The sequence below is a fragment of the Streptomyces sp. NPDC057271 genome, from assembly GCF_042668715.1.
In the GTDB taxonomy this organism is placed as follows: domain Bacteria; phylum Actinomycetota; class Actinomycetes; order Streptomycetales; family Streptomycetaceae; genus Streptomyces.
On the sequence record NZ_JBHUYJ010000050.1, the window covers coordinates 1 to 20,760 of the forward strand.

Here is a 20,760-nt window from a genome sequence, read left to right on the forward strand (position 1 = left end):
CGCCTCACCAGCGAGAACGCCATCTCCTGGCGCGACCCGACACCGCAGACCAAACAGTCGATTCCGGGATGAAACACTGGGAGAAAACGACCTCTCAGGGGGGCTGGGCTGCGCCTCGTCCTCGGCCATGCCGGCAGTGTGCCCCACGTACCACGCGTACACGGGTCCGGGCGCGCCGCCTGCCCCAGTACGGGCCCACTCGGCAGTCAGAGATCCTTGCGGGACGGCCCTTGGCCGGCGGAACCGCGCGGTGTGCCGGGCGCGCCCGACACCCGGATACGGCGGCCGGTCACCCGGCGCGGTGCGAGCGTCACCACGGTGTCTCTTCCGTCCCCCGCCCATGGCGTCGAGTGGACGGCGTCCTTGATCCTCCGCACCTCGGCCTCCTCGGACACCGTGCGCACCGGCCCCACGAGGAGCACGCTCCAGCCCTGGCTGAAGGCCTCGTCCATGCGGTCCTCCTCGAAGGCGACGTCCACGCCGGATGCCGAGGCGCGCGCGAGGGACGAGTCCGGAGCAGTCATGAAGACGATGTCCCGGTCCACGACCTGGTAGTTCACGGGGATCACCATCAGCCCGTCCCGTCCTTCGACGGCGACCCGGCCGACGCCGTGGCCGTCGAGCAGCTCCCAGCACTCCGCCTCGTCGATCTCCTCCATCCGTGCCTGGTACCCGGCGCCGGCTCCGCCGGGCGCAAGGTCCGCCGTGGACCCGGTGAGATCCTGGACCGTGGTCTCCAGTGCGTTCGCGAGCCGGACCAGGAATTCGATCCCCGGAGTGGGCACCCGCTCCTCCACGTAGGTGATGTATCCGGGCGTGGAGCCTGCCCGTTCGGCCACGTCCTGCCGGGACAGGCCGAGTCGGGCGCGCCTGGATGCGACGCGGCGGCCGAGGTCGCTCGCGTGGTGTGTGGCGTGCGGGTCACCGGCCGTGTTCATCACCGGTCTCCTTCCGTGGTCTGCGGGCTCCGCTGGGGAACGACGGCGACCGGACACGAGGCGTGGTGCAGGGCGCGGTGGGCGACCCTGCCAAGCTCCAGTCCGACGAGCCCGCCACGGCGCCGGGCGCCGACGACCAGCAGGTCGGCGGCGGCGGAGCGCTCGGTCAGCACTCTGCGTGCGGGGCCCTCGACCGTGGTCCTGCGCAGGCGGACTCGGGGATGGTCGGACGTCGCGGCCTCAAGGGCCTTGTCGAGCAGTCCGGCGGACCGTTCCGCGAGGTGGGCTCCACCGTCGCCGGTCAACAACGGGTGATCGACCGGTTCGGGGCCGGGGCGTCGCCAGGTGCGGACGACGTCGAGTTCCGCGTCCCGGACCGCCGCCTCCCGGAAGGCGAACCGCACGGCCGCCGAGTCCACGTCGTGGTCCCCGACACCGAGCAGGACGCGCCCGTGGCGTGCCTCCAGGGCATGCCGGTCACCCCGGACGACGACGACCGGGCAGCGGGCCCGGGCGGCCACGACGAGGCCGACGGATCCGAGCAGAAGGTCGGCGAACTCGCCACGCCCGCGGGATCCGACGACGAGGAGGGTGCTCTCCCGCCCCTCTCTGAGCAGCGCGGTGGAGGCGTCCTCGGCCAGGACGTCCGTGGTGAGGTGGAGGCCGGGTGCGCGGAGCCGGGCGCGTTCGGCCGCGACTCCCACGATGTTCTCGGCGAGGATCTGGCCGGAGGGGCGGTCCGTGGTCCAGGCCGGCACGACTCCCTCGTACCGTTCCCACATCGAGGCATGGACGATCCGCAGCGGAAGTGCGTGGCGTACCGCTTCGTCGACGGCCCAGTCCAGGGCCGTGAGACTGGCATCGGACCCGTCCACTCCTGCAACCAGGGGCGATTCCATCGTGCCCACCGCCTTTCCGGGACGTGTGGTGGCCTGCTGCCACGCTCGCACCGCGCTGGAGTGGCGGGTAGGGCCGGTCGGCCCCGAGCCCGGCCCGCCCGGACCACGCGTGGGGGTGGCGCGGAGACACGACGGGAGGAGGGGCCCATCCGCTTCTCGCGGATCCTGATCGCGCGGTGCGCGGCTCGAAGCCGCTTCCCCGCGTCCTTCTGGCGGGCCCCCTCCTCACTTTCAGGAAAGCACCGGTCGACGGCCGCCGCCAGAGCTGTCAGGGTCCGGACGTGCCCCGTTCGGCCCTTGTCGTCCGCTGTCGGGCGGCGCCACCCTCGCAGCGAGAGGACTCGGGACGCGGGAGTACCGGAGGCCGGTCATGAAGCACCCACGTACGGTCGATGACGTGATGACCCATGCGGTGGTCTCCGCCAGGCTGGACGCACCGGTCAAGGAGATCGTCCGGTCCATGCGGCGCTGGGGCGTCAGCGCGGTGCCCGTACTGTCGGCCGAGGGGCGGGTGGTCGGCGTGGTGTCGGAGGCCGACGTTCTCGGCAAGGTTCCGCGAGAGGACCAGGACAGCGCGGGATCGATGACGGCGGGCGGCTTGATGTCGGCGCCGCCCGTCACCGTTCCGCGCGGTGCCACGATCGCGGGGGCCGCGAGGCTGATGGGGCGCGGCGGCCTCAAGCGGCTCCCCGTCGTGGACGAGGAAGGCCGCCCGGTCGGTGTCGTCAGCCGGGGGGACCTGCTCAAGGTCTATCTGCGCTCCGACGCCGAACTCGCCGAGGACGTGCGGCACGAACTCCTCACACACCTGATCCCTGAAGGCGACGCCGTACTCACCGTACGGGTCACGGACGGCGCCGTGACGCTGGCCGGACGCCTCCCCCGGTCGGTCCCTGAGGATCTGGTCCTGCGGCTGACCCGGGCAGTGCCCGGCGTGGTGGGCGCGGCGGCGGCGTTCACGACCGCGTAGCGGGTTCACGTGGACGGAGCGGTCTTCATGCCGTGCGGCGGAAAGTGCTGAACCCGCGCGTCCGGGCCCGGGAAGACCAGAGTGACCCGGCCCGTGTCCGACCATCGGACGTCGAACGGCGGAGTGCCGTCCTCATGGTGCAGCCCGACGATCTCACCGTCGCGCCCCTCGTCCCCGACCGTGGAACCGCCCACGATCAGCCGGTCGCCGACGCGAGCCCACATCCCGGCGCGGGGCCTCTCCTGACTCTGCCGTGCTCCGGTCGCAGTCATGGTTCTCGCCTCCCGGCCGGAGCGCCCGGCCGTGGGCCTCCCGCGACCGGCGCTCCCGCCTTCCACCCTGCGTCCCGACCGGCGGACCGCCATAGGGGCCAACAGTCCCGGGAGGGGACCATTCGGCACTGCCCGAGGGCGGGCCTCGCGCAGCAGGGTGAGATCTACCGGGGCCGCCGCGTCCCGTGAAGGAGGACCGTCATGCAGCACCGCACGGTTTTCGAGGTGATGACCCACGACGTGGTCACCGCCGCCCCAGAGACCCCGTTCAAGGAGATCGCCCGGCTCTTCGCCGAACACGACGTCTCCGCGGTCCCTGTCGTCGACGCCGACCGACGCCTTCTCGGCGTGGTCTCCGAGGCCGACCTGCTGCGGGCCACCGCCGAGCTTCCGGACCTGGAGGGCCGTTCGGCCGGAGTCCGGCTGCTGTCACAGGAGCGAGGGCTGCCCGAGGCGGAGACGGCCGCCCAGTTGATGACCTCGCCCGCGGTCACGGCACAGGCGGGCTGGAATCTCGTCGAGACGGCTCGGACGATGCACCGCAAGGGGGTGAAGCGGCTTCCTGTCGCCGACGAGACCGGTCGGCTGGTCGGGATCATCAGCCGCACCGACCTGCTGCGGCCCTTCCTGCGCAGCGACACCGCGATCCGGGACGAGATCGAGCACGACGTCCTGGCCGACACTCTGCGCCTCGCCCCCGACACGATCCGTGTGAGCGTCGACGACGGAGTCGTCAGGCTGACGGGCCGGGTCGACGAGCGCGCGGACATCCCCGTGATCGTGCGGCTCTGCCGCTCGGTCGACGGAGTCGTCGCCCTGCACGAATCGATCGAGTACGCCTACGACAACCTCACGCTCGACGTGGAGCCACCGCGATGAACGCCCTCTGGGTGGAACCCGTCATGCCCGACTACGACAGCGCCCGGGCCACGTTCTCGTGGCGACGCGAGCGGTCCCGGCTCGCCGGGCTGCCGGACGGCGGCATCAACATCGGGTACGAGGCGGTCGACCGGCATCTGCGCGAGGGCCACGGCGAACGCGTCGCGCTGCGCCGCATCGCCCGCGACGGGTCCGTGTCGACGATGACCTTCGCCCGGCTCGCGGCCGAGAGCTCCCGGTTCGCGCACGTGCTGGAGGCGCTCGGGCTGGAACGCGGCGAGCGGGTGTTCACCCTGCTGGGCCGTCGGTTCGAGCTGTACGGCACCGTCCTCGGAACGCTTCGTGCCGGGCGGGTCCTCTGTCCCCTGTTCACCGCGTTCGGTCCCGAACCCGTCGCACTGCGCATGGAGCTGGGCAACGCCCGGGCGCTGGTCACGACCCGTGAGCTGTACGAGCGCAAGGTGGCCCCGGTACGGTCCCGGCTTCCGCACCTGCGGCACGTCCTGCTTCTCGACCCCGGGGCCGACCCGCCCCCGGGCACCCTCTCCTTCCCCGCTCTCACGACCGCCGCGCCGGACGAGTACACGGTGGGACCGACCGATCCGGCCGAGCCGGCGCTGCTGCACTTCACCAGCGGCACGACAGGCACCCCCAAGGGCGCGATACACGTGCACGAGGCGGTCCTCGCCCATCACGTCACCGCCGCCTACGCCCTGGACCTGCACGAGGGCGACGTCTTCTGGTGCACCGCCGACCCCGGCTGGGTCACCGGCATGTCGTACGGCATCATCGCGCCGCTCACCCACGGGGTGACGACCGTCGTCGACGAAGGGGAGTTCGCCCCCGCACGCTGGTACGGGATCCTCGCCGACCAGCACGTCACCGTCTGGTACACGGCCCCCACCGCGCTCCGCATGCTCATGCGGGCCGCGCCGCGCAGCGGCGACCCGACGCCTGCCGCGCGCCACGACCTCTCCGCGCTCCGGTTCGTCGCGAGCGTCGGCGAGCCGCTCAATCCCGAGGCCGTGCACTGGGGCCGGGAGGCACTCGGGCGCCCGGTCCACGACACCTGGTGGCAGACCGAGACGGGGGCGATCATGATCGCCAACTTCGCGGCGGATCCCGTGCGGCCGGGTTCGATGGGCCGACCCCTTCCCGGTGTCGAGGCGGCTGTGCTGGCGTGCGGCGAGGACGGCCGTGCCGAGGTCACCGGCGGGCACGTCCGGATCCTCCAGGAGCCGGGCGCCCAGGGCGAGCTCGCCCTGCGGGCGGGCTGGCCGTCGATGTTCCGCGGCTACCTCCACGAGCCGAGCCGTTACGAGGCGTGCTTCGCGGAAGGGTGGTACCTGACCGGCGACCTGGTCAGCCGCGACTCCGACGGCTGGTACTGGTTCGTGGGCCGGGCCGACGACGTCATCAAGTCCGCGGGGCACCTCATCGGGCCGTTCGAGGTGGAGAGCGCGCTCATGGAGCATCCGGCGGTGGCCGAGGCCGGCGTCATCGGACGCCCCGACCCGCTGGCCGGTGCGATCGTCAAGGCGTTCGTGCTGCCGCGCCCCGAGTATCCACCCGACGCCGAACTGCGGCGCGACGTGCTGGCGTTCGCGCGTCGGCGCCTCGGCCCGGCCGTGGCCCCCCGGGAGATCGAGTTCGTCGAGGATCTTCCCCACACCCGCAGTGGAAAGGTGATGCGCCGTCTGCTGCGGGCCCGCGAACTGGGCCTGCCCGAAGGCGATGTGTCGACGCTGGAGACACGTGAACCGGCCGGGACGGCCGGCGTCTCCGGGAAGGATCCGTGATGGCCACGGCACACGGCGGCACGTCCGCCGGAACACCGAAGACGAAACGCCCCCGTCGCGCTCGTGGACCCGCGACGCCCTCCTCCCGCACCCCTGCGGCGTCGCACGACCTGGGCCTCCTGCGGCAGATGCTGCTCATCCGGCGGTTCGAGGAGCGGTGCGTCGAGCTGTACAGCGCGGCGGCGATCCGCGGGTTCGTCCACCTCTACATCGGCGAGGAGGCGGTGGCCGTCGGCGTCCACCAGGCGCTCGACGAGCGGGACGCGGTCGTGTCCACGTACCGCGAACACGGCCACGCCCTGGCCCGCGGGGTACCGCCCGAGGCCGTGATGGCCGAGATGTACGGGAAGTCCACCGGCTGCAGCCACGGCCGCGGTGGTTCCATGCACCTCTTCGACGCCGGGCGCCGCTTCTACGGCGGCAACGCCATCGTCGGCGGCGGGCTCCCGCTCGCGGCCGGTCTGGCGCTCGCCGACCGGATGCGCGGCGAGTCCCGGGTGACCTGCTGCTTCTTCGGTGACGGGGCCTTCGCCGAGGGCGAGTTCCACGAGACCGCCAACCTGTCGGCGCTCTGGGGCCTGCCCGTGCTCTTCGTCTGCGAGAACAACCTGTACGCGATGGGTACGGCCCTCGCCCGCGAACACGCCCAGACGGACCTGGCGATGCGCGCCGCTTCGTACGGCATGGCGGCCTGGGCCGTCGACGGCATGGACGTACACGCCGTGGAGAAGGCTGCGCGTGGTGCGGTCGAGTCCATCCGGGCAGGCAGCGGACCGCACTTCCTGGAGATGCGGACGTACCGGTTCCGCGCACACTCGATGTACGACCCGGACCGGTACCGGCCGAAGGACGAGATCGAGGAGTGGAAGCGGCACGACCCGGTGACGGGCCTTGCCGACGGCATGACTGCGGCCGGTCACCTCGACTCGGCCGGGCTGGAGGCCCTGGACCACGAAGTCCTGGAGGAGATCGACCGCGCGGTCCGAGCGGCCGAACAGGCTCCCGAAGAGCCGGCCGAGGACCTCCTGCGCCATGTCACCGGCCGACACGAGGAGGCTCCGTCATGAGCGCGCGCACGCGACAGGGTGCGCATCCCGACGACGGCACCACCACATACCGGGAGGCGCTGAGGGAGGGTCTGCGCGAGGCCCTGACCTCGGACGACCGGGTCTTCCTGATGGGCGAGGACGTGGGCCGCTACGGCGGCTGCTTCGGGGTGAGCCTCGGTCTCCTGGAGGAGTTCGGCCCCGAGCGGGTCCGGGACACCCCGTTGTCGGAGTCCGCGTTCGTCGGAGCCGGGATCGGCGCCGCGCTGGCCGGGATGAGGCCGGTCGTGGAGATCATGACGGTGAACTTCAGCCTGCTGGCCCTCGACCAGATCCTCAACAACGCAGCCACCCTGCGGCACATGTCCGGAGGGCAGCTCGGTGTACCGCTGGTGATCCGCATGACGACGGGCGCGGGACGGCAGCTGGCCGCCCAGCACTCCCACAGTCTCGAAGGCTGGTACGCGCACATCCCCGGCCTCCGCGTCCTGGCGCCGGCCACCGTCGACGACGCCCGTCACGTGCTGTCCGCGGCGTTGGCAGACCCGGACCCGGTGCTGCTCTTCGAACACGGCGGCCTCTACAACGCGGCCGGCACGCTCGACCCGACGGTCCAGGAGGTCGACCTGGATCGCGCGGCCGTCCGCCGCGAGGGCACCGACGTCACCGTCGTCGCGTACGGCGGTTGCGTACCCAAGGCCCTCGAAGCCGCGGAGGGGCTGGCGGGCGCGGGAATCAGCGCGGAGGTCGTCGATCTGCGGACGCTGAGGCCCTTGGACGACGCCACGATCGTCGGCTCGGTCCAACGGACCCACCGGGCGGTCGTGGTCGACGAGGGCTGGCGGAGCGGCAGTCTGTCCGCCGAGATCGAGTCGCGCATCTGCGAGCAGGCGTTCTTCGAACTCGACGCACCCGTCGAGCGGGTGTGCAGTGCGGAGGTTCCGATCCCCTACGCCCGCCGTCTTGAGGAGGCGGCGCTCCCCCAGCCGGCAGGAATCATGGCGGCGGCGCGCCGGGTGGTGAGCTGAGATGGCCGAGTTCACCATGCCCTCGCTCGGCGCCGACATGGACGAGGGCACGCTCTCCCAGTGGCTGGTGCACCCGGGTGACCAGGTGACGCGGGGCGACGTCGTCGCGGTGGTCGAGACCGCCAAGTCCGCGATCGAGGTGGAGTGTTTCCACAGCGGCACGGTCGACGCCCTCCTCGTCGCCGAAGGCGCCACCGTGCCGGTGGGCACCCCGCTGGCCCGTATCGGCACGACCACCGCCGCAGGCACTCCCAAAAGGGTCCCGCCGGCCGAAGGCCGGCCCGACGTAGACACGACTGCCGAGGGCTCGCCCGACGTAGACACGACCGCCGAAGGCACGCCCGACGAAAGCACCACTGCCGAAAGCACGACCGCCGAAGGCACGCACGGCGAAAGCACGCCGGCGTCGACGCCCCTGGTCCGCCGGCTCGCCCACGACCGGCACGTCGAGCTCGCCGCCGTCCGTGGCTCGGGCCCGGGAGGCAGGATCACCCGCGCGGACGTGGAGCACGCGGAACCGGAACCTGCACCAGCACCAGCACCAGCACCAGCACCAGCACCAGCACCAGCACGCGACAGGACCGGGGCGACGGCACGGCCCCCGAAGCCGGTGCGCGGCGACGAGTCGACCGGGCAGCGGCCCGCTCCACCGCGCGTGAAGTCCTCACCCCTCGCGCGGCGGCTGGCCACGGAACTCGGCGTCGACCTCGCCGAAGTGACCGGCACGGGCCGTGGCGGCACCGTCCGCGCCGAGGACGTCCGTACCGCCGCAGCCGCCGGAAGCACCTCACGGCCGGCCGTCCCGGCCGGGGCCCAGGCGGCCACCGCACGGCTCATGAGCCGGTCCAACCGGGAGATCCCGCACTTCTACCTCTCCACGACGGTGGACATGGCGGCGGCCCTGCGGTGGATGCACGCCCGCAACCGCGAACTTCCACTGTCCGTCCGTCTCGTGCCCGCCGCGCTCACGCTCAAGGCCGTCGCGCTGGCGGCGCGCAAGGTGCCGGAACTCAACGGGCACTGGATCGACGACGGCTTCGTCCCGGCGGAAGGGATACGGCTGGGCGTCGCCGTCTCCTTGCGGGGCGGCGGCCTTGTCGCCCCGGCCCTCGCCCACGCCGACACGCTCTCCGTCGCCGAGGTGATGGCCGCGCTCAAGGACCTGGTGGCGCGGGCACGGGGCGGCCGGCTCCGCGCGTCCGAGACCGCCGACCCCAGTCTCACCGTGACGAACCTCGGGGACCAGGGCGTCGAGGCCGTGTTCGGCGTCGTGTACCCGCCGCAGGTCGCGCTCGTCGGCCTCGGCAGGATCGTCGAGCGGCCCGTGGCCGTGAACGGCTTGCTGGGAGTGCGGCCCGTGCTGACGGCGACGCTGTCCGCCGATCACCGAGCCGCTGACGGCGCCACCGGCGCTCGTCTCCTGACCGCGCTGGACAGGCTCCTGCAACAACCGGAGGAACTGTGAACCACGACCAGGCAAAGGCGTTCGTCCGGCAGGCCGTGCAGCGTGTCGTCCCCGGCGCCGACCTCACCGGGCTCGATCCCGGCGTGTCCCTGCGGGACACCTTCGAGATGGACTCGCTGGACTTCCTCGAGTTCGTCGAGGCGCTCGCCGAACTCAGCGGCACGGAACTCACGGAGGACGACTATCCGGCGCTCGACACCTGGGACAGCTGCGCTGCTCGCCTGGCGGGCGTGGCGGGTGCGTCGGCACAGGGAAGGAGAGAGTGATGCGGCACCGCAGGATCGGCGAGCTGATGACCCGTGAGGTGGTGAGCGTCCGCGGCGACGCCCCGTTCAAGGAGATCGCCCGCACGCTGTCGCGGCACAAGGTGACCGCTGTTCCCGTGGTGGACGGCGGGGGCCGGGTCGTCGGGGTGGTGTCGGAGGGGGATCTGCTGCGCAAGACCGCGGACCAGGCCGCCACACCGGGTGACCTGCCTGCTGTTCCGGACCTGGAGGCGTGGGAGCGGGCGAAGGCCGAGGGGACGCGGGCCGAGGAACTGATGTCCGCGCCCGCCGTGTGCACCCGGCCCGAGTGGACCGTCGCGGAGGCGGCACGGCTGATGGAGGTCCAGGGGGTCAAGCGGCTCGTCGTCGTCGACGACGAGGACCGGCTGGTGGGCATCGTGAGCCGCCGCGACCTCCTGGGTGTCTTCCTCCGCCAGGACGACGACATCCGCCGGGAGATCGTCGAGGACGTGCTCGGTCACACGCTGCGTCTCGAACCGACCGCCCTCGCCGTCGAGGTGCACGACGGACGGGTGGAACTCGGCGGCAGGCTGCCCTTCCGCGGCATGATCCCGGCGATCGAGCGTATGTGCGCGACCGTCGACGGCGTGGTCTCGGTCTCCTGCACGCGGCTCACGTACGACGTCGACGACACCGGACGAGGAGGTGGGCGATCATGACGCGGAGCATCGTGGTCGGCCTGGACGGCACGGAACAGGCGAACGCCGCCGCGTCGTGGGCGGCCGAGGAGGCGCTACTGCGCGGCGTCGGCCTGCGGCTGGTGCACGCGAAGGAACCGGCACCGGAGGCCGTGCTGTCGCGGGAGTCCGAGGAGGCGTGGGCCGAGGAGATGCTGGAGCGCGCCGCCGCCGGGCTGCGCGAGCGCCGTCCTGGCCTGTCGGTGACCACGCAGATGCTGGCCACGGGTCCCGTGCCGGCGCTCGTCGCGGCGGCCGCGGAGAGCGAGTTGCTGGTCCTCGGCTCGCGGGCGCTCGGCGCCGTGGCCGGCTATCTCCTCGGCTCCGTCGGCCTGACCGTCGCCGGTGCCGTCGAGCGGCCCGTCGTCCTGGTACGGGCTGTCGGCGGGGCGAGCACTCCGACGGGGCCCGTCGTGGTCGGCAGCGATGTGCGGCAGCCCGTGGACGCCGTCCTGGGCTTCGCCTTCGAGGAAGCCGCCCGGCGCCGGACCCAGGTCCACGTCGTGTACGCGCAGCAGCTCCCGCTCCACGCGGCACTGGGACCCGCCATGGTCCCGGACATCTCCGCCGCCGTGGCGCCGGAGATCGGGCATTCGCTCGAGAAGCTGATGGATCCCTGGCGCGCGAAGTACCCCGACGTCAAGGCCGCCGGCCGCGTGGTGGTCGGATCGGCCGGCCTCGAACTGGTCGGGGCGGCCGGGGACGCCGCGCTCCTGGTGGTGGGTCGGCGTACTCGCCACTCCGCGCTGGGCTCGCACATCGGCAGCGTGGCCCACGCGGTGCTGCACCACAGCCCGGCGCCCGTGGCCCTGGTGCCCCACTCCTGAACTCGGCGCCGGTCAGTCGTCGGACGCCGCCGGCCGCAACCGTACCGCCGTGACCTTGTACTCCGGACACGAGGTCACGGTGTCGGCGTGCTCCGAGGTGAGGGAGTTGACGCCGCTGGCCGGGAAGTGGAACGCGCAGAAGACCTGCCCCGGAGCGAGTTCCGTCCCGACGCGGGCGACGAGTCGCGCCTGTCCGTGGCGGCTCTCGACGGTGACGGGGGTGTCGTCCCGCAGGCCGTAGCGGGCGGCGTCCTCGGGGTGCAGGTCCAGCCGGTCATGCGCGTCGAGAAGGAGGTTGCCGCCGCGCCGGGTCATGCTCCCGGAGTTGTAGTGGGCCCATCGGCGACCCGTGACGAGCACCAGCGGATACTCCTGGTCCGGTTCCTCGCCGGGCGGCAGATAGGGGGCCGGGCACAGGTGGGCGCGTCCGTCGGCCGTCGCGAACTCGTCGGCGTACAGAGTCCGTTCGCCCGGCCGGTCCGGCGCGGGGCAGGGCCAGGGCACAGCCCCCTCCCGGTCGATCCGCTCGTGCGAGAGTCCGGCGAAGAGGGGTGTCACCCGTCCGCACTCGGTGAGTGCCGCCGCCGGGGTGGGGCAGCCCAGGTCGGCACCGAGGGCACCGGCGACGGCGTGCACGACCTCGAAGTCGGAGCGCGCCGCACCGGGCGGAGGTACGGCCGGACGTACGCGCTGGAAGCGGCGGTCGAAGTTGACGAAGGTCCCGTCCTTCTCCAGCCAGGAGGCCACGGGCAGGACGACATCGGCGTGCTGGGCGGTCTCGCCGAGGAAGAGCTCGTTCACGACGACGAGCGGACAGGCGTCGAGGGCTTCCGCGACCCGCCGGCTGTCGGGATCGGTCGCGCACACGTCCTCACCGATGATCCACAGCGCTCGCAGCCGGCCTTCCCGGGCCGCGGCGAACATCTCGGGGATGCGCAGCCCTGGGGTCCGTGGGACCGGCCGGCCCCACACCGCCTCGGCGCGAGCGCGGGCCTCCGGGTCGGTGACACGGCCGTAGCCGGGGAGCAGGTCGGGCAGGGCGCCCATGTCGGACGCGCCCTGGACGTTGTTCTGGCCGCGCAGGGGGCTGATGCCGAACCCCCGGCCGGTGCCGCCGACGGCGCCCCGCAGGATGGGGAGGTTCGCCAGGGTCCGGACGCCGTCGGTGCCGTGAAGGTGCTCGGTGACCCCGAGCCCGTACACGACGGCCGGTCGCTCCGAGCGGCCGTAGAGTCGAGCGGCCTTCCTGATGTCGTCGGCGGGGACGCCGGTGATGCCGGCGACCCGCTCGGGCGGGTAGTCGGCCAGCAGGCCGGAGAGTTCCTCCAGTCCGGTGGCGCGGTCGCGGAGGAAGCCCGGGTCGGTCATGCCTTCGTCGAGGAGGACATGGGCGAGGCCGTGGAAGAGGGCGACGTTCGTGCCGGGGCGGGGGCGCAGGTGCACGTCGGCATGGCGGGCGAGGCCCACGGCACGGGGGTCGGCCACGATCAGGGCGGCGCCCGCGAGTGCCCGCTGGAGGAGGCGGGCACCGACGACGGGGTGGGCTTCGACGGGATTGGCGCCGACGACCAGGAGGCAGTCGGCGGTCTCGACGTCGTCGAAGGGGTCGGTGCCGCCGGCACGTCCGAAGGAGGCGGTGAGTCCTGCGGCGGAGGGTGCGTGGCAGAGGCGGGAGCAGTTGTCGACGTTGTTGGTGCCGATGACGGTCCGCAGGAACTTCTGTACGAGGTAGTTCTCCTCGTTCGTGGCACGGGCGGAGGAGATCGCGGCGACCGAGTCGGGACCACCGTCACGGAGGGCCGTGCGCAGTCCGTCGGCGATGCGGGTCACCGCCTCGTCCCAGGACGCCGGTCGCAGTCGGCCGTCCTCGCGGACCAGGGGCTCGGTGAGACGGTCCGCGGAGCCGAGGTATCCGTACGCGAAGCGGCCCTTGACGCAGGCGTGGCCCCGGTTGACAGGCCCGTCCCGGGCGGGCAGCACGGCGGCCACACGGTCCTCGCGGACGACGACGTCGAGGGTGCAGCCGACTCCGCAGTAGCCGCAGGTGGTGCGCACGCGGTCACTGGGGGCGTGCCGCGAGGTGAGGCCCCTACCAGGTCCGGGCTGGGTGATCGCCCCCGTCGGGCAGGTGTCGACGCAGCCGCCGCAGGAGACGCAGTCGGAGTCGGCCCAAGGGCCGCCGGTACCCGGGGCGACGACGGTGTCGGCACCGCGTCCGGTGAGGGTGAGCGCGAACGTGCCCTGGACGTCGGAGCACATCCGGACGCAGCGCCCGCAGGCGATGCACAGGTCGCGGTCGAGATGGACGTACGGGTGGCTCTCGTCCCGCCCGCGCGTGGGGTCGGCGGCCGCCGTGTCCGCGGGGATCCCCAAGGCCCGGCACGCCTCGGTCAGTTCACTGTGCGCGTGGTCGGCGAGTGCGTGCGGCGGGAGCGCCGAGGCGATGAGGACGACCGCGTCGCGGCGCAAATTGCGCACGTCCTCGTCGAGGGTGTCGACTTCGATGTCCGGCGTCGCGGGCGTGACGCAGGCGGCGACGGTCCGCCCGTCGGCGCGGACCAGACAGGTCCGGCAGGAGCCTGCCGGCCGGAGGCGGTCGTCGTGGCAGAGGGCGGGCAGTTCGGCCCCGACGGCACGTGCCGCGTCGAGCAGTGAGGCGTCGGCGGGCAGTTCGACCCGCACCCCGTCGACCTGGAGCCGGATCATCGGTCCCATCCTTCCAGGGCCGGCCCGTAGGCGCGGGCCAGGCTGCGGACGGCGGCGGGAACGCGGCGGCCGAAGGCGCAGAGGCTCGCCTCGCCCATCAGCCGCGCCAGTCGTTCGTAGGACTCCCCGGGCCCGCCGCGGCCCTGGGCGAGTTCGAGTCCTCGCCTGGTGCCGACCCGGCAGGGCGAACAGGCTCCGCAGCTCTCGTCGGCGGCGAACTCCCAGACGTGCCGCAGGAGTGCGTAGGGATCGGTGTCGGCATCGAAGGCGACCATGCCGGCGTGACCGAGTGCGGCACCGTGCTCGGTGAGCGCCGCCGTGGTGAGCGGGACGTCGAGCGTGTGCCCGGCGAGGAAGCCGCCGAGCGGCCCGCCGATCTGGAGGGCGACGAGCTCGCGGCCGTCCTTCAGGGCGCCCCCGTACCGGGTGACGATCTCGCCGACAGGAGTGCCGAGCTCGACCTCGTAGGCGCCGGGACGGGTGAACCGCTCGGAGAGGCAGACGAGTTTGGTGCCGGTCTCGTCCGGTACCCCGCGCCGGGCGTAGGACGCTCCGCCGTGGGCGACGATCCAGGGCACTGCGGCGAGGGTCTCCACGTTGTTGACCACCGTCGGCGTGTCCCACAGGCCACGGTCCGTGGGGTACGGGGGCCGAGGGCGCGCACAGCCGCGCGCGCCTTCGAGGCGGGAGATGAGGGCGGTCTCCTCGCCGGCCACATAGGAACCGGCTCCTTCGACGATCTCGACGAAGGGCGCCGGCCCGGCCGCCTCGACGGACGGGGCCAGGTCCCCCGCCGCCGTCGCGCGGTCCACCGCCCTGCGCAGCCGGGCCATCGCTCTCGGGTACTCGGAGCGCACGAGGACGGTCCCGCGCCGGGCTCCGCAGGCGAAACAGGCCAGGGCCAGCCCCACGAGGACGCGCTCGGGATCCTCCTCCATGAGCAGCCGGTCGGCGTACGAGCCGGGGTCGCCCTCGTCCCCGTTGGCGACGACGACGGTGTCCGGCGTTCCCGCCACGGCGGCCCACTTGGCGGCTACCGGGAATCCGGCGCCGCCGCGCCCGCGCAGTCCCGAGGCGGCGGTCTCCTCCCGTACGTCCTCGGGCCGCAACCCGGCCCTCACGTCGCGCCACACGTCCCAGGCGGACTGCCCTGCCGCGATTCCGGCGAGCAGGACGGGCGCCCCGGTGGTGTCCGCCACGGGGATGGCGGGCGCGCGCGGCTCCGTGCGCCCGCCGAGCTGGTCGGCCAGGTCCGGGCCCGTGCGGGGCAGGGTCCCGTCGAGAGCGGCGGGGCCCGCGTAGCAGTAGCCGAGACAGTGCACGGTCTGCAGCGAGGTGGCACCCGCCTCGTCGACCGTTCCGGCCACCACTCCGAGGGCGCTTTCGACCTCGGCCAGGTGCCGCCCGCCCCGCGCTGCGAAACACGCCGTCGCGGTACACACGCGCACATGCCGCTCGCCGCGCGGGGCGGCGAGATCGGCGAAGAACGTGGCAGGGCCGAGCCCCGCGGCGGCCGGCAGTCCGCCTGCCTCCGCGACGCGGGGTGCCCATGCCTCGGGCCCTTCGGCGGAACCCGCCCTGGCACGCTCCAGCGCGGCCGGCAACAGTCCTCCGCGCGCTCCGTGCCGAGCGGTCAGCTCACGGAGCGCGTCCGAGCGTCGGCCCGGCTCCCCGGACATCCTCATGCTCCCAGGGTGACCGGGCCGCCCCCCGCCCGCATCCCAGCCGGTCACGGGGCTCACGGTTCCGTGCCGCGCGGGGAGACCCCGGCGGCGCACAGGGCCGTCCGGTCCCTGACCGGGGGCCGGACGGTCACGGGAAGAGAACGAGTGGCCCATGGAGCCGGGGTCCCGACGGCCGGAGGGTGGGAGACAGCAGGACTCACGCCGCCCGTGCGGAACACTGCCGAGAGGCCACCATGGTCCGGAACACGCGTAGCCGGCCGGTCGCGAACGCGCCGCAACCGTGGCAGATGCTGCTGCTCGCCACGATCGGGTTCGCGCTCTGCTTCTGGGCGTGGGCGCTGCTGGCCCCCCTCGGACCACGGCTCCGCGACGACCTCGGCCTCAGCTCCTTCGAGCAGTCGCTGGTGGTGGCCGTGCCCGTGGTGGTCGGCTCGCTCGGCCGGATCCCGGCGGGGGCGCTGACGGACCGCTGGGGCGCGCACCGCGTCTTCCCTCTCGTCGCGGCTCTGACGATCGTCCCTGTGCTCTACCTGGGTCACCTGGCAGACTCGTTGGCCGAGGTGCTCGCGGGCGGCTTCCTCCTCGGGCTCGGGGGAACGACATTCGCCGTCGGCGTACCGTTCGTCAACGCCTGGTACCCGCCCGCGCGCAGGGGCGCCGCCCTCGGGATCTTCGGGATCGGCACCGGCGGAACGGCGCTCTCGGCCTTCACCACCGTCCAGCTGGCCGACTCCGTAGGACGAGCCTTCCCCTTCGATCTCGTGGCGGCCTGCCTCGCCGTGTACGCCGCGACGGCCTGGTTCCTGCTCCGCGACAAGCCGGGGCGGGCGACGGCGAAGGGGTCGCTGTTGTCCCGTACCGCCTCGGCCGTACGTATGTCGGCCAGCTGGCAGCTGGCGTTCCTGTACGCCGTGTCCTTCGGCGGGTTCGTCGCGTTCAGTGTCTATCTGCCGACGTATCTCACCCGCGCCTACGACCTCGGCCGCTCCGACGCGGCGCTGAGGACAGCGGGATTCGTCGTCATCGCCGTGGCGATGCGGCCGGTGGGCGGCTGGCTGTCGGACCGTATCCGTCCCGTACCCGTGCTGACGGTTTCGTACGGGCTCGTCTCCGCGTGTGCGCTGGTCGCGGCGTTCGAGACGGAACTGATTCCCGTGGGAACGGGGGCGTTCCTCGGCATGGCCGTCGGCCTCGGGGCCGGGTCCGGGGCGGTCTTCGCGCTCGTCGCACGTCTGGTTCCCGCCGAGCGCGTCGGCTCTGTGACCGGAGTGGTCGGGGCCGCGGGCGGTCTCGGAGGCTTCTTCCCGCCTCTCGTGATGGGAACGGTGGAGAGCGTAGCGCACGACTACACGTGGGGGTTCGTCCTCCTCGCCGTCACCGCGACGGGCGCCGGAGTCCTGGCCTCCACCACGGTCCGGCGACGCGCCCGGGCGACCGCGGACACCTGAACGCGGTGGCGGAGCCGCTCCGGCGGGCCTCACGGTCACCCGGCGATTGGGCCCTTCGGCCCTCCTTCCGGGCCTGGGTGGCCGTAGCCTCACATCCCTTCCTGAGGCTGGTATGGGTGGCATGAACACCGATCAGGCGCTCCTCGTCGCCACCGGGGTACGCAAGATCTACCGAACGGGCTCGGTGGAGGTCACCGCGTTGCTCGACCTGGACCTCCTCGTGCGCCACGGCGAGATGGTGGGGGTCATGGGACCGTCCGGTTCCGGAAAGACCACGCTGCTGAACTGTCTGTCGGGGCTCGACGACATCGACGGCGGCCGGGTGGAGGTCGACGGCCACGACCTGTTCGCGATGTCGGACGCGGCACGCACGGAGCACCGTGCCCACACCATGGGCTTCGTCTTCCAGGCGTTCAACCTCATCCCGGTCTTCTCCGCGGTGGAGAACGTCGAACTGCCCCTGCTGCTCGTGGGCACCCGGCCGCGCGAAGCACGTCAGAGGGCGACGGACATGCTCGACCGGGTCGGCCTCGCCCACCGGGTCGAGCACCGGCCGAGCGAGATGTCCGGGGGTGAACAGCAGCGGGTGACCATCGCCCGCGCGCTGGCCGGACGCCCGGCGATCGTGTGGGCGGACGAACCGACGGGCAACCTCGACAGCGCCATGGCCGACCAGGTCATGGACCTGCTGTGCGAACTCAACCGGGACGAGGGCCAGACGATCGTCCTGGTCACCCACGACAGCGCGATCGGCGCGCGCGTCCCCCGACTGATCCGGATGCGCGACGGGCGCCTCGTGGACGACGTACGCCAGGCCGTCACCGCGCCCGCCGCGGACTCCGACGTCCCGCGGGGCTGACGATGTACCCGAACCTCCTCGTCCCGCTCCTCACCGTCCTGGCCCTCGCCCTCGCGACCCTGGTGCTGGTCGCCGTCCGGCAGCCGGTTTCACGTCGGCTGGCCTTCCGGCAGGTCGCCCGCAGGCGCACCGAGGCGGCTCTGGTGATCGGCGGATCGATGCTCGGCACGGCCATCGTCATCGGGGCCCTGGTCGTCGGCGACACCCTGAACTTCTCCGTACGGCAGGAGGCGTACCGGACCCTGGGGCCGGTGGACGAGCGAGTGGTCGCACCTCCCGGACCGGCCGGGCGGGCCGTCTCCGAACGACTGGCGGTCCTGGCCGGCGATCCGGACGTCGACGGAGTTCTGCACGCCCGAGCCGCCCAGGCGTCGGCCGTCGGGGGTAGCGGTGACCGGACGGTCGCCGAACCGCGCGTCCTGGCCTGGCAGATGGACTTCGACGAGGCATCGCGCTTCGGCTCGGCGGGTGGGGACTCCGGCCTCGGCGGACCGAACCCGAAGCCGGGCCAGGTGGTGGTCAACGAGCCGCTGGCCCGGTCCCTGAGCGTGGGAGCCGGTGATCCGATCACGGTGTATCTGTTCGGTGCGCCGCAGACGTACCGGGTCGAGCGGGTGGTCCCGGAGCAGGGCCTTGCCGGTGTGGGCCTGGGCGGCAGGCTGAACCGCGACGTGTTCCTGCCACCGGAGGCCCTGGACTCCGCCGCGCGGGTCGCCGGTGCGGAGCCGCGCTCGGTCACCTTCGTGTCCAATCGGGGCGGCGTCGAAAGCGGCGAAGCCCTGACGGACCGGGTGAGCGCCGACATCCGGCAGGCTCTGGGCCCGCTCGCCGACCAGACGGCGATCGAGACGCCGAAGCACACCGTTCTGCGGGACGCCAGGCAGGCAGGCGACTCCCTCGGAGCCCTGTTCCTCATGATCGGCAGTTTCAGCATCATCGCGGGCGCCCTGTTGCTGGTGAACATCTTCGTGATGCTCGGAGAGGAGCGGAAGTCCCAGATGGGCATGGTGCGGGCGGTGGGGATGAAGCGCTCGCGGCTGGTCGGGTCCTTCACCCTCGAAGGGGCGGCCTACGCGTTGCTGTCCGCGCTGCCGGGCGTGGCCGTCGGGGTGGCCGTGGGCTGGGGCGTCGCCGTGGTGGCGGCGCAGATCTTCCAGGGCTGGTCGGTCGGTGGCAGCAGCATCCGGATCGTGTTCGCCGTCACTCCCACGAGCGTCCTCAACGGACTGGCCATGGGCCTGCTCATCGCCTTCGGCGCGATCCTCGCGACCAGCGTGCGCATCAGCAGGTTCAACATCATCGCCGCGATCCGCGACCTCCCCGCCACGCCCGGACAGGGGCCACGCCGCCGTGTGCTCGCCGTCTCCACCGCCCTGGCCGTGCTGTGCGCGTTCGCGGCCGTCCCGGCCGTGGCGCGGAGCCAGCCCGACGCGACGTACCTCATGCCGGCCCTCGCCCTCGCCTTCGCCACTCCGGCGCTGCTGCGTGTCCTCCCCCGCCACACGGTCACCACCCTGGTCGCCGGAGCCGTGCTCGCCTGGACGCTTCTGGCCCCCGTCGTACGTCCCCGGATCTTCGACACGCCCTCCATGTCCGTGTACGTCATCCAGGGCGCTCTGGCCGCCTTCTCCGCCGTGATTCTCGTCAGCGACAACCAGAAGACGCTGCTCCGCCCGGTACGGCGGCTGCTCCAGCGCCCTACGGAGGGCGGCCTGGCGGCGCGGCTCGCGGTCGCGTACCCCTTGGCCAAGCGGTTCAGGACCGGCGCGACGCTGGTGATGTACACGCTGATCGTGTTCGTCCTCGTGCTCCTGACGGAGATCTCGGGCGTCCTGCGCGCCGGAGTCGACGGAGTCGTCGCCGACGCCACCGCCGGCTACTCCCTGCGCCTGGACTACAACCCCCAGGTCGCGGGAGACCGGCTGGTTCCCGACCTCCGTGGCGGCCCGTCGGCCGCCGGGATCGCCGCCGTGACACCGCTGCTCAACGCCACGGGGCGGGCGACGGATCCGGGAAACCGCAGCCCTCGACCGCTGGACACCGCGGTAGTCGGCGTACCCGACGGGGCGATCACCGGCATCACGTTCCGGGAGCGCCTGCCGGGCCTGGCGGACGACCCCTCGGTCTGGCGTGCGCTCGCGAGCGATCCCCGCTACGTCGTGATCGACGGCTTCTTCGGCAGCACCGGCGGTCCGGCCGGCGACTACTACGACCCCGGGGACACCCTCACTCTGACGGATCCCCGGACGGGCCGCAGCGAACAGAAGGTCATCGCCGGCGTCCTCAGCAACGGGCTGGTCTTCTACCCGGGCACCGGCGCCAGTTCGACCACGTACCCCGTCGTGACGGGCGAGCGCGGCATGCGCGCGCTCTTCGGCGCCCAGGCCCAGAACGCGTCCGCGCTGGTGCGTACCGCCCCCGGAACCTCCCCCGACGCCCTGGCGACCCGACTGCAGGGCGAGCAGCTCTCGTCCAGCCTGGTCGCCACACCCATCGAGTCGGACATCCGCCGGCAGTTCGACTCCAGCACCGCCTTCTTCCGCCTCATGCAGGGCTTCCTCGCCCTGGGCCTCGGCGTGGGCATCACCGGCCTCGGCGTCGTCATGGTCCGCGCCGTTCGCGAACGCCGACGCACCATCGGCATCCTGCGGGCCCTCGGCTTCCGAGCACGTACCGTCGAGCGATCCTTCCTGTGGGAGAGCGCCTTCGTCGCGGTGGAGGGAATCGTGCTCGGATCCCTGCTGGGTGTGCTGACGACCTGGCTGATGTACACCAACAGCGCGGCGTTCGAAGGCCTCGAAGGAGGTTTCCCGGTCGAATGGACGAGTATCGGCGGCCTGGCGGCAGCCACGTTCGCCGCGTCCCTCCTGGCCACGATCGGGCCGGCCCGCCGGGCGGCCGCCATCCGCCCGGCGCTCGCGGTCCGCGTCACCGAATGACGAGCCGCCCACGCGTCGAGTTCCCGGGCGGTGTCG

17 protein-coding genes are annotated in these 20,760 nt (G+C 72.8%); 12 read left to right on the plus strand and 5 right to left on the minus strand.

The window, feature by feature from the left end; all coding sequences use genetic code 11:
- Window positions 1-206: 206 nt before the first annotated feature.
- Window positions 207-938 (minus strand): helix-turn-helix domain-containing protein, encoded by a 732-nt coding sequence (locus ACFUJR_RS22620; protein WP_383174627.1) that lies wholly within the window; start codon window positions 936-938, stop codon window positions 207-209.
- Window positions 938-1,837, minus strand: a complete 900-nt coding sequence (locus ACFUJR_RS22625; protein WP_383174625.1) for a universal stress protein — start codon at window positions 1,835-1,837, stop codon at window positions 938-940. The genes ACFUJR_RS22620 and ACFUJR_RS22625 overlap by 1 nt, the downstream gene beginning before the upstream one ends.
- Before the next feature lie 370 nt (window positions 1,838-2,207).
- Here ACFUJR_RS22625 and ACFUJR_RS22630 point away from each other — a divergent pair, with 370 nt between their 5' ends.
- Complete coding sequence (locus ACFUJR_RS22630) at window positions 2,208-2,807, plus strand: CBS domain-containing protein (RefSeq protein WP_383174622.1); 600 nt, start codon at window positions 2,208-2,210, stop codon at window positions 2,805-2,807.
- A gap of 5 nt (window positions 2,808-2,812) precedes the next feature.
- Here the strand turns inward: ACFUJR_RS22630 and ACFUJR_RS22635 are convergent, their stop codons facing one another.
- Window positions 2,813-3,079, minus strand: coding sequence for a DUF1918 domain-containing protein (locus ACFUJR_RS22635; RefSeq protein WP_383174619.1), 267 nt, complete (start codon window positions 3,077-3,079; stop codon window positions 2,813-2,815).
- A 201-nt stretch (window positions 3,080-3,280) separates the two neighbouring features.
- On the opposite strand from ACFUJR_RS22635, the gene ACFUJR_RS22640 reads away from it, so the two are divergent.
- From ACFUJR_RS22640 to ACFUJR_RS22675, 8 genes are read left to right on the plus strand one after another with little or no spacing between them, the layout of a single operon-like run.
- Window positions 3,281-3,958 carry a CBS domain-containing protein gene (locus ACFUJR_RS22640; protein ID WP_383174616.1) on the plus strand — a complete coding sequence of 226 codons (678 nt, stop codon included), beginning with the start codon at window positions 3,281-3,283 and terminating at the stop codon, window positions 3,956-3,958.
- Complete coding sequence (gene acsA, locus ACFUJR_RS22645) at window positions 3,955-5,757, plus strand: acetate--CoA ligase (RefSeq protein ID WP_383174613.1); 1,803 nt, start codon at window positions 3,955-3,957, stop codon at window positions 5,755-5,757. Before ACFUJR_RS22640 ends, acsA begins: the two co-directional genes overlap by 4 nt.
- Complete coding sequence (gene pdhA / locus ACFUJR_RS22650; RefSeq protein WP_383174611.1) at window positions 5,757-6,824, plus strand: pyruvate dehydrogenase (acetyl-transferring) E1 component subunit alpha; 1,068 nt, start codon at window positions 5,757-5,759, stop codon at window positions 6,822-6,824. Before acsA ends, pdhA begins: the two co-directional genes overlap by 1 nt.
- Window positions 6,821-7,831 carry an alpha-ketoacid dehydrogenase subunit beta gene (locus ACFUJR_RS22655; RefSeq protein ID WP_383174609.1) on the plus strand — a complete coding sequence of 337 codons (1,011 nt, stop codon included), beginning with the start codon at window positions 6,821-6,823 and terminating at the stop codon, window positions 7,829-7,831. Before pdhA ends, ACFUJR_RS22655 begins: the two co-directional genes overlap by 4 nt.
- A 1-nt stretch (window position 7,832) precedes the next feature.
- Window positions 7,833-9,296 carry a 2-oxo acid dehydrogenase subunit E2 gene (locus tag ACFUJR_RS22660; RefSeq protein ID WP_383450665.1) on the plus strand — a complete coding sequence of 488 codons (1,464 nt, stop codon included), beginning with the start codon at window positions 7,833-7,835 and terminating at the stop codon, window positions 9,294-9,296.
- Window positions 9,293-9,562, plus strand: coding sequence for a phosphopantetheine-binding protein (locus ACFUJR_RS22665; RefSeq protein ID WP_383174603.1), 270 nt, complete (start codon window positions 9,293-9,295; stop codon window positions 9,560-9,562). The genes ACFUJR_RS22660 and ACFUJR_RS22665 overlap by 4 nt, the downstream gene beginning before the upstream one ends.
- Window positions 9,562-10,242: a CBS domain-containing protein gene (locus ACFUJR_RS22670; RefSeq protein WP_383174601.1), complete on the plus strand. Its 681-nt coding sequence runs from the start codon at window positions 9,562-9,564 to the stop codon at window positions 10,240-10,242. Before ACFUJR_RS22665 ends, ACFUJR_RS22670 begins: the two co-directional genes overlap by 1 nt.
- On the plus strand, window positions 10,239-11,087 hold the full coding sequence (locus ACFUJR_RS22675; protein WP_383174598.1) for a universal stress protein: 849 nt from the start codon (window positions 10,239-10,241) through the stop codon (window positions 11,085-11,087). Before ACFUJR_RS22670 ends, ACFUJR_RS22675 begins: the two co-directional genes overlap by 4 nt.
- 12 nt (window positions 11,088-11,099) lie before the next feature.
- On the opposite strand, the gene fdhF is transcribed toward ACFUJR_RS22675, so the two are convergent.
- A complete protein-coding gene (fdhF, locus tag ACFUJR_RS22680; RefSeq protein ID WP_383174595.1) occupies window positions 11,100-13,793 on the minus strand; it encodes a formate dehydrogenase subunit alpha in 2,694 nt (897 codons plus the stop codon).
- Window positions 13,790-15,478: an NADH-ubiquinone oxidoreductase-F iron-sulfur binding region domain-containing protein gene (locus ACFUJR_RS22685; RefSeq protein ID WP_383174592.1), complete on the minus strand. Its 1,689-nt coding sequence runs from the start codon at window positions 15,476-15,478 to the stop codon at window positions 13,790-13,792. Before ACFUJR_RS22685 ends, fdhF begins: the two co-directional genes overlap by 4 nt.
- A gap of 233 nt (window positions 15,479-15,711) precedes the next feature.
- Here ACFUJR_RS22685 and ACFUJR_RS22690 point away from each other — a divergent pair, with 233 nt between their 5' ends.
- The 3 genes from ACFUJR_RS22690 to ACFUJR_RS22700 all read left to right on the plus strand — a co-directional run bounded on the left by ACFUJR_RS22690 (window position 15,712) and on the right by ACFUJR_RS22700 (window position 20,724).
- A complete protein-coding gene (locus tag ACFUJR_RS22690; RefSeq protein WP_383174589.1) occupies window positions 15,712-16,926 on the plus strand; it encodes a nitrate/nitrite transporter in 1,215 nt (404 codons plus the stop codon).
- Window positions 16,927-17,047: 121 nt separating this feature from the next.
- Entirely contained in the window at window positions 17,048-17,785 is a 738-nt protein-coding gene (locus tag ACFUJR_RS22695; RefSeq protein ID WP_383174586.1) for an ABC transporter ATP-binding protein, read from the plus strand.
- 2 nt (window positions 17,786-17,787) lie between these two features.
- Window positions 17,788-20,724: an ABC transporter permease gene (locus ACFUJR_RS22700; RefSeq protein ID WP_383174583.1), complete on the plus strand. Its 2,937-nt coding sequence runs from the start codon at window positions 17,788-17,790 to the stop codon at window positions 20,722-20,724.
- Window positions 20,725-20,760: the final 36 nt, after the last annotated feature.

Bases quoted from the DNA above. Each gene is read 5' to 3' on its own strand.
- ACFUJR_RS22670 (WP_383174601.1), top strand. From the start codon at position 9,562: ATGCGGCACCGCAGGATCGGCGAGCTGATGACCCGTGAGGTGGTGAGC.
- fdhF (WP_383174595.1), bottom strand. From the start codon at position 13,793: ATGATCCGGCTCCAGGTCGACGGGGTGCGGGTCGAACTGCCCGCCGAC.
- acsA (WP_383174613.1), top strand. From the start codon at position 3,955: ATGAACGCCCTCTGGGTGGAACCCGTCATGCCCGACTACGACAGCGCC.
- ACFUJR_RS22690 (WP_383174589.1), top strand. From the start codon at position 15,712: ATGGTCCGGAACACGCGTAGCCGGCCGGTCGCGAACGCGCCGCAACCG.
- ACFUJR_RS22620 (WP_383174627.1), bottom strand. From the start codon at position 938: ATGAACACGGCCGGTGACCCGCACGCCACACACCACGCGAGCGACCTC.
- ACFUJR_RS22635 (WP_383174619.1), bottom strand. From the start codon at position 3,079: ATGACTGCGACCGGAGCACGGCAGAGTCAGGAGAGGCCCCGCGCCGGG.
- ACFUJR_RS22630 (WP_383174622.1), top strand. From the start codon at position 2,208: ATGAAGCACCCACGTACGGTCGATGACGTGATGACCCATGCGGTGGTC.
- ACFUJR_RS22700 (WP_383174583.1), top strand. From the start codon at position 17,788: ATGTACCCGAACCTCCTCGTCCCGCTCCTCACCGTCCTGGCCCTCGCC.
- ACFUJR_RS22685 (WP_383174592.1), bottom strand. From the start codon at position 15,478: ATGAGGATGTCCGGGGAGCCGGGCCGACGCTCGGACGCGCTCCGTGAG.
- ACFUJR_RS22625 (WP_383174625.1), bottom strand. From the start codon at position 1,837: ATGGAATCGCCCCTGGTTGCAGGAGTGGACGGGTCCGATGCCAGTCTC.
- ACFUJR_RS22640 (WP_383174616.1), top strand. From the start codon at position 3,281: ATGCAGCACCGCACGGTTTTCGAGGTGATGACCCACGACGTGGTCACC.
- ACFUJR_RS22675 (WP_383174598.1), top strand. From the start codon at position 10,239: ATGACGCGGAGCATCGTGGTCGGCCTGGACGGCACGGAACAGGCGAAC.
- ACFUJR_RS22655 (WP_383174609.1), top strand. From the start codon at position 6,821: ATGAGCGCGCGCACGCGACAGGGTGCGCATCCCGACGACGGCACCACC.
- ACFUJR_RS22695 (WP_383174586.1), top strand. From the start codon at position 17,048: ATGAACACCGATCAGGCGCTCCTCGTCGCCACCGGGGTACGCAAGATC.
- pdhA (WP_383174611.1), top strand. From the start codon at position 5,757: ATGGCCACGGCACACGGCGGCACGTCCGCCGGAACACCGAAGACGAAA.
- ACFUJR_RS22660 (WP_383450665.1), top strand. From the start codon at position 7,833: ATGGCCGAGTTCACCATGCCCTCGCTCGGCGCCGACATGGACGAGGGC.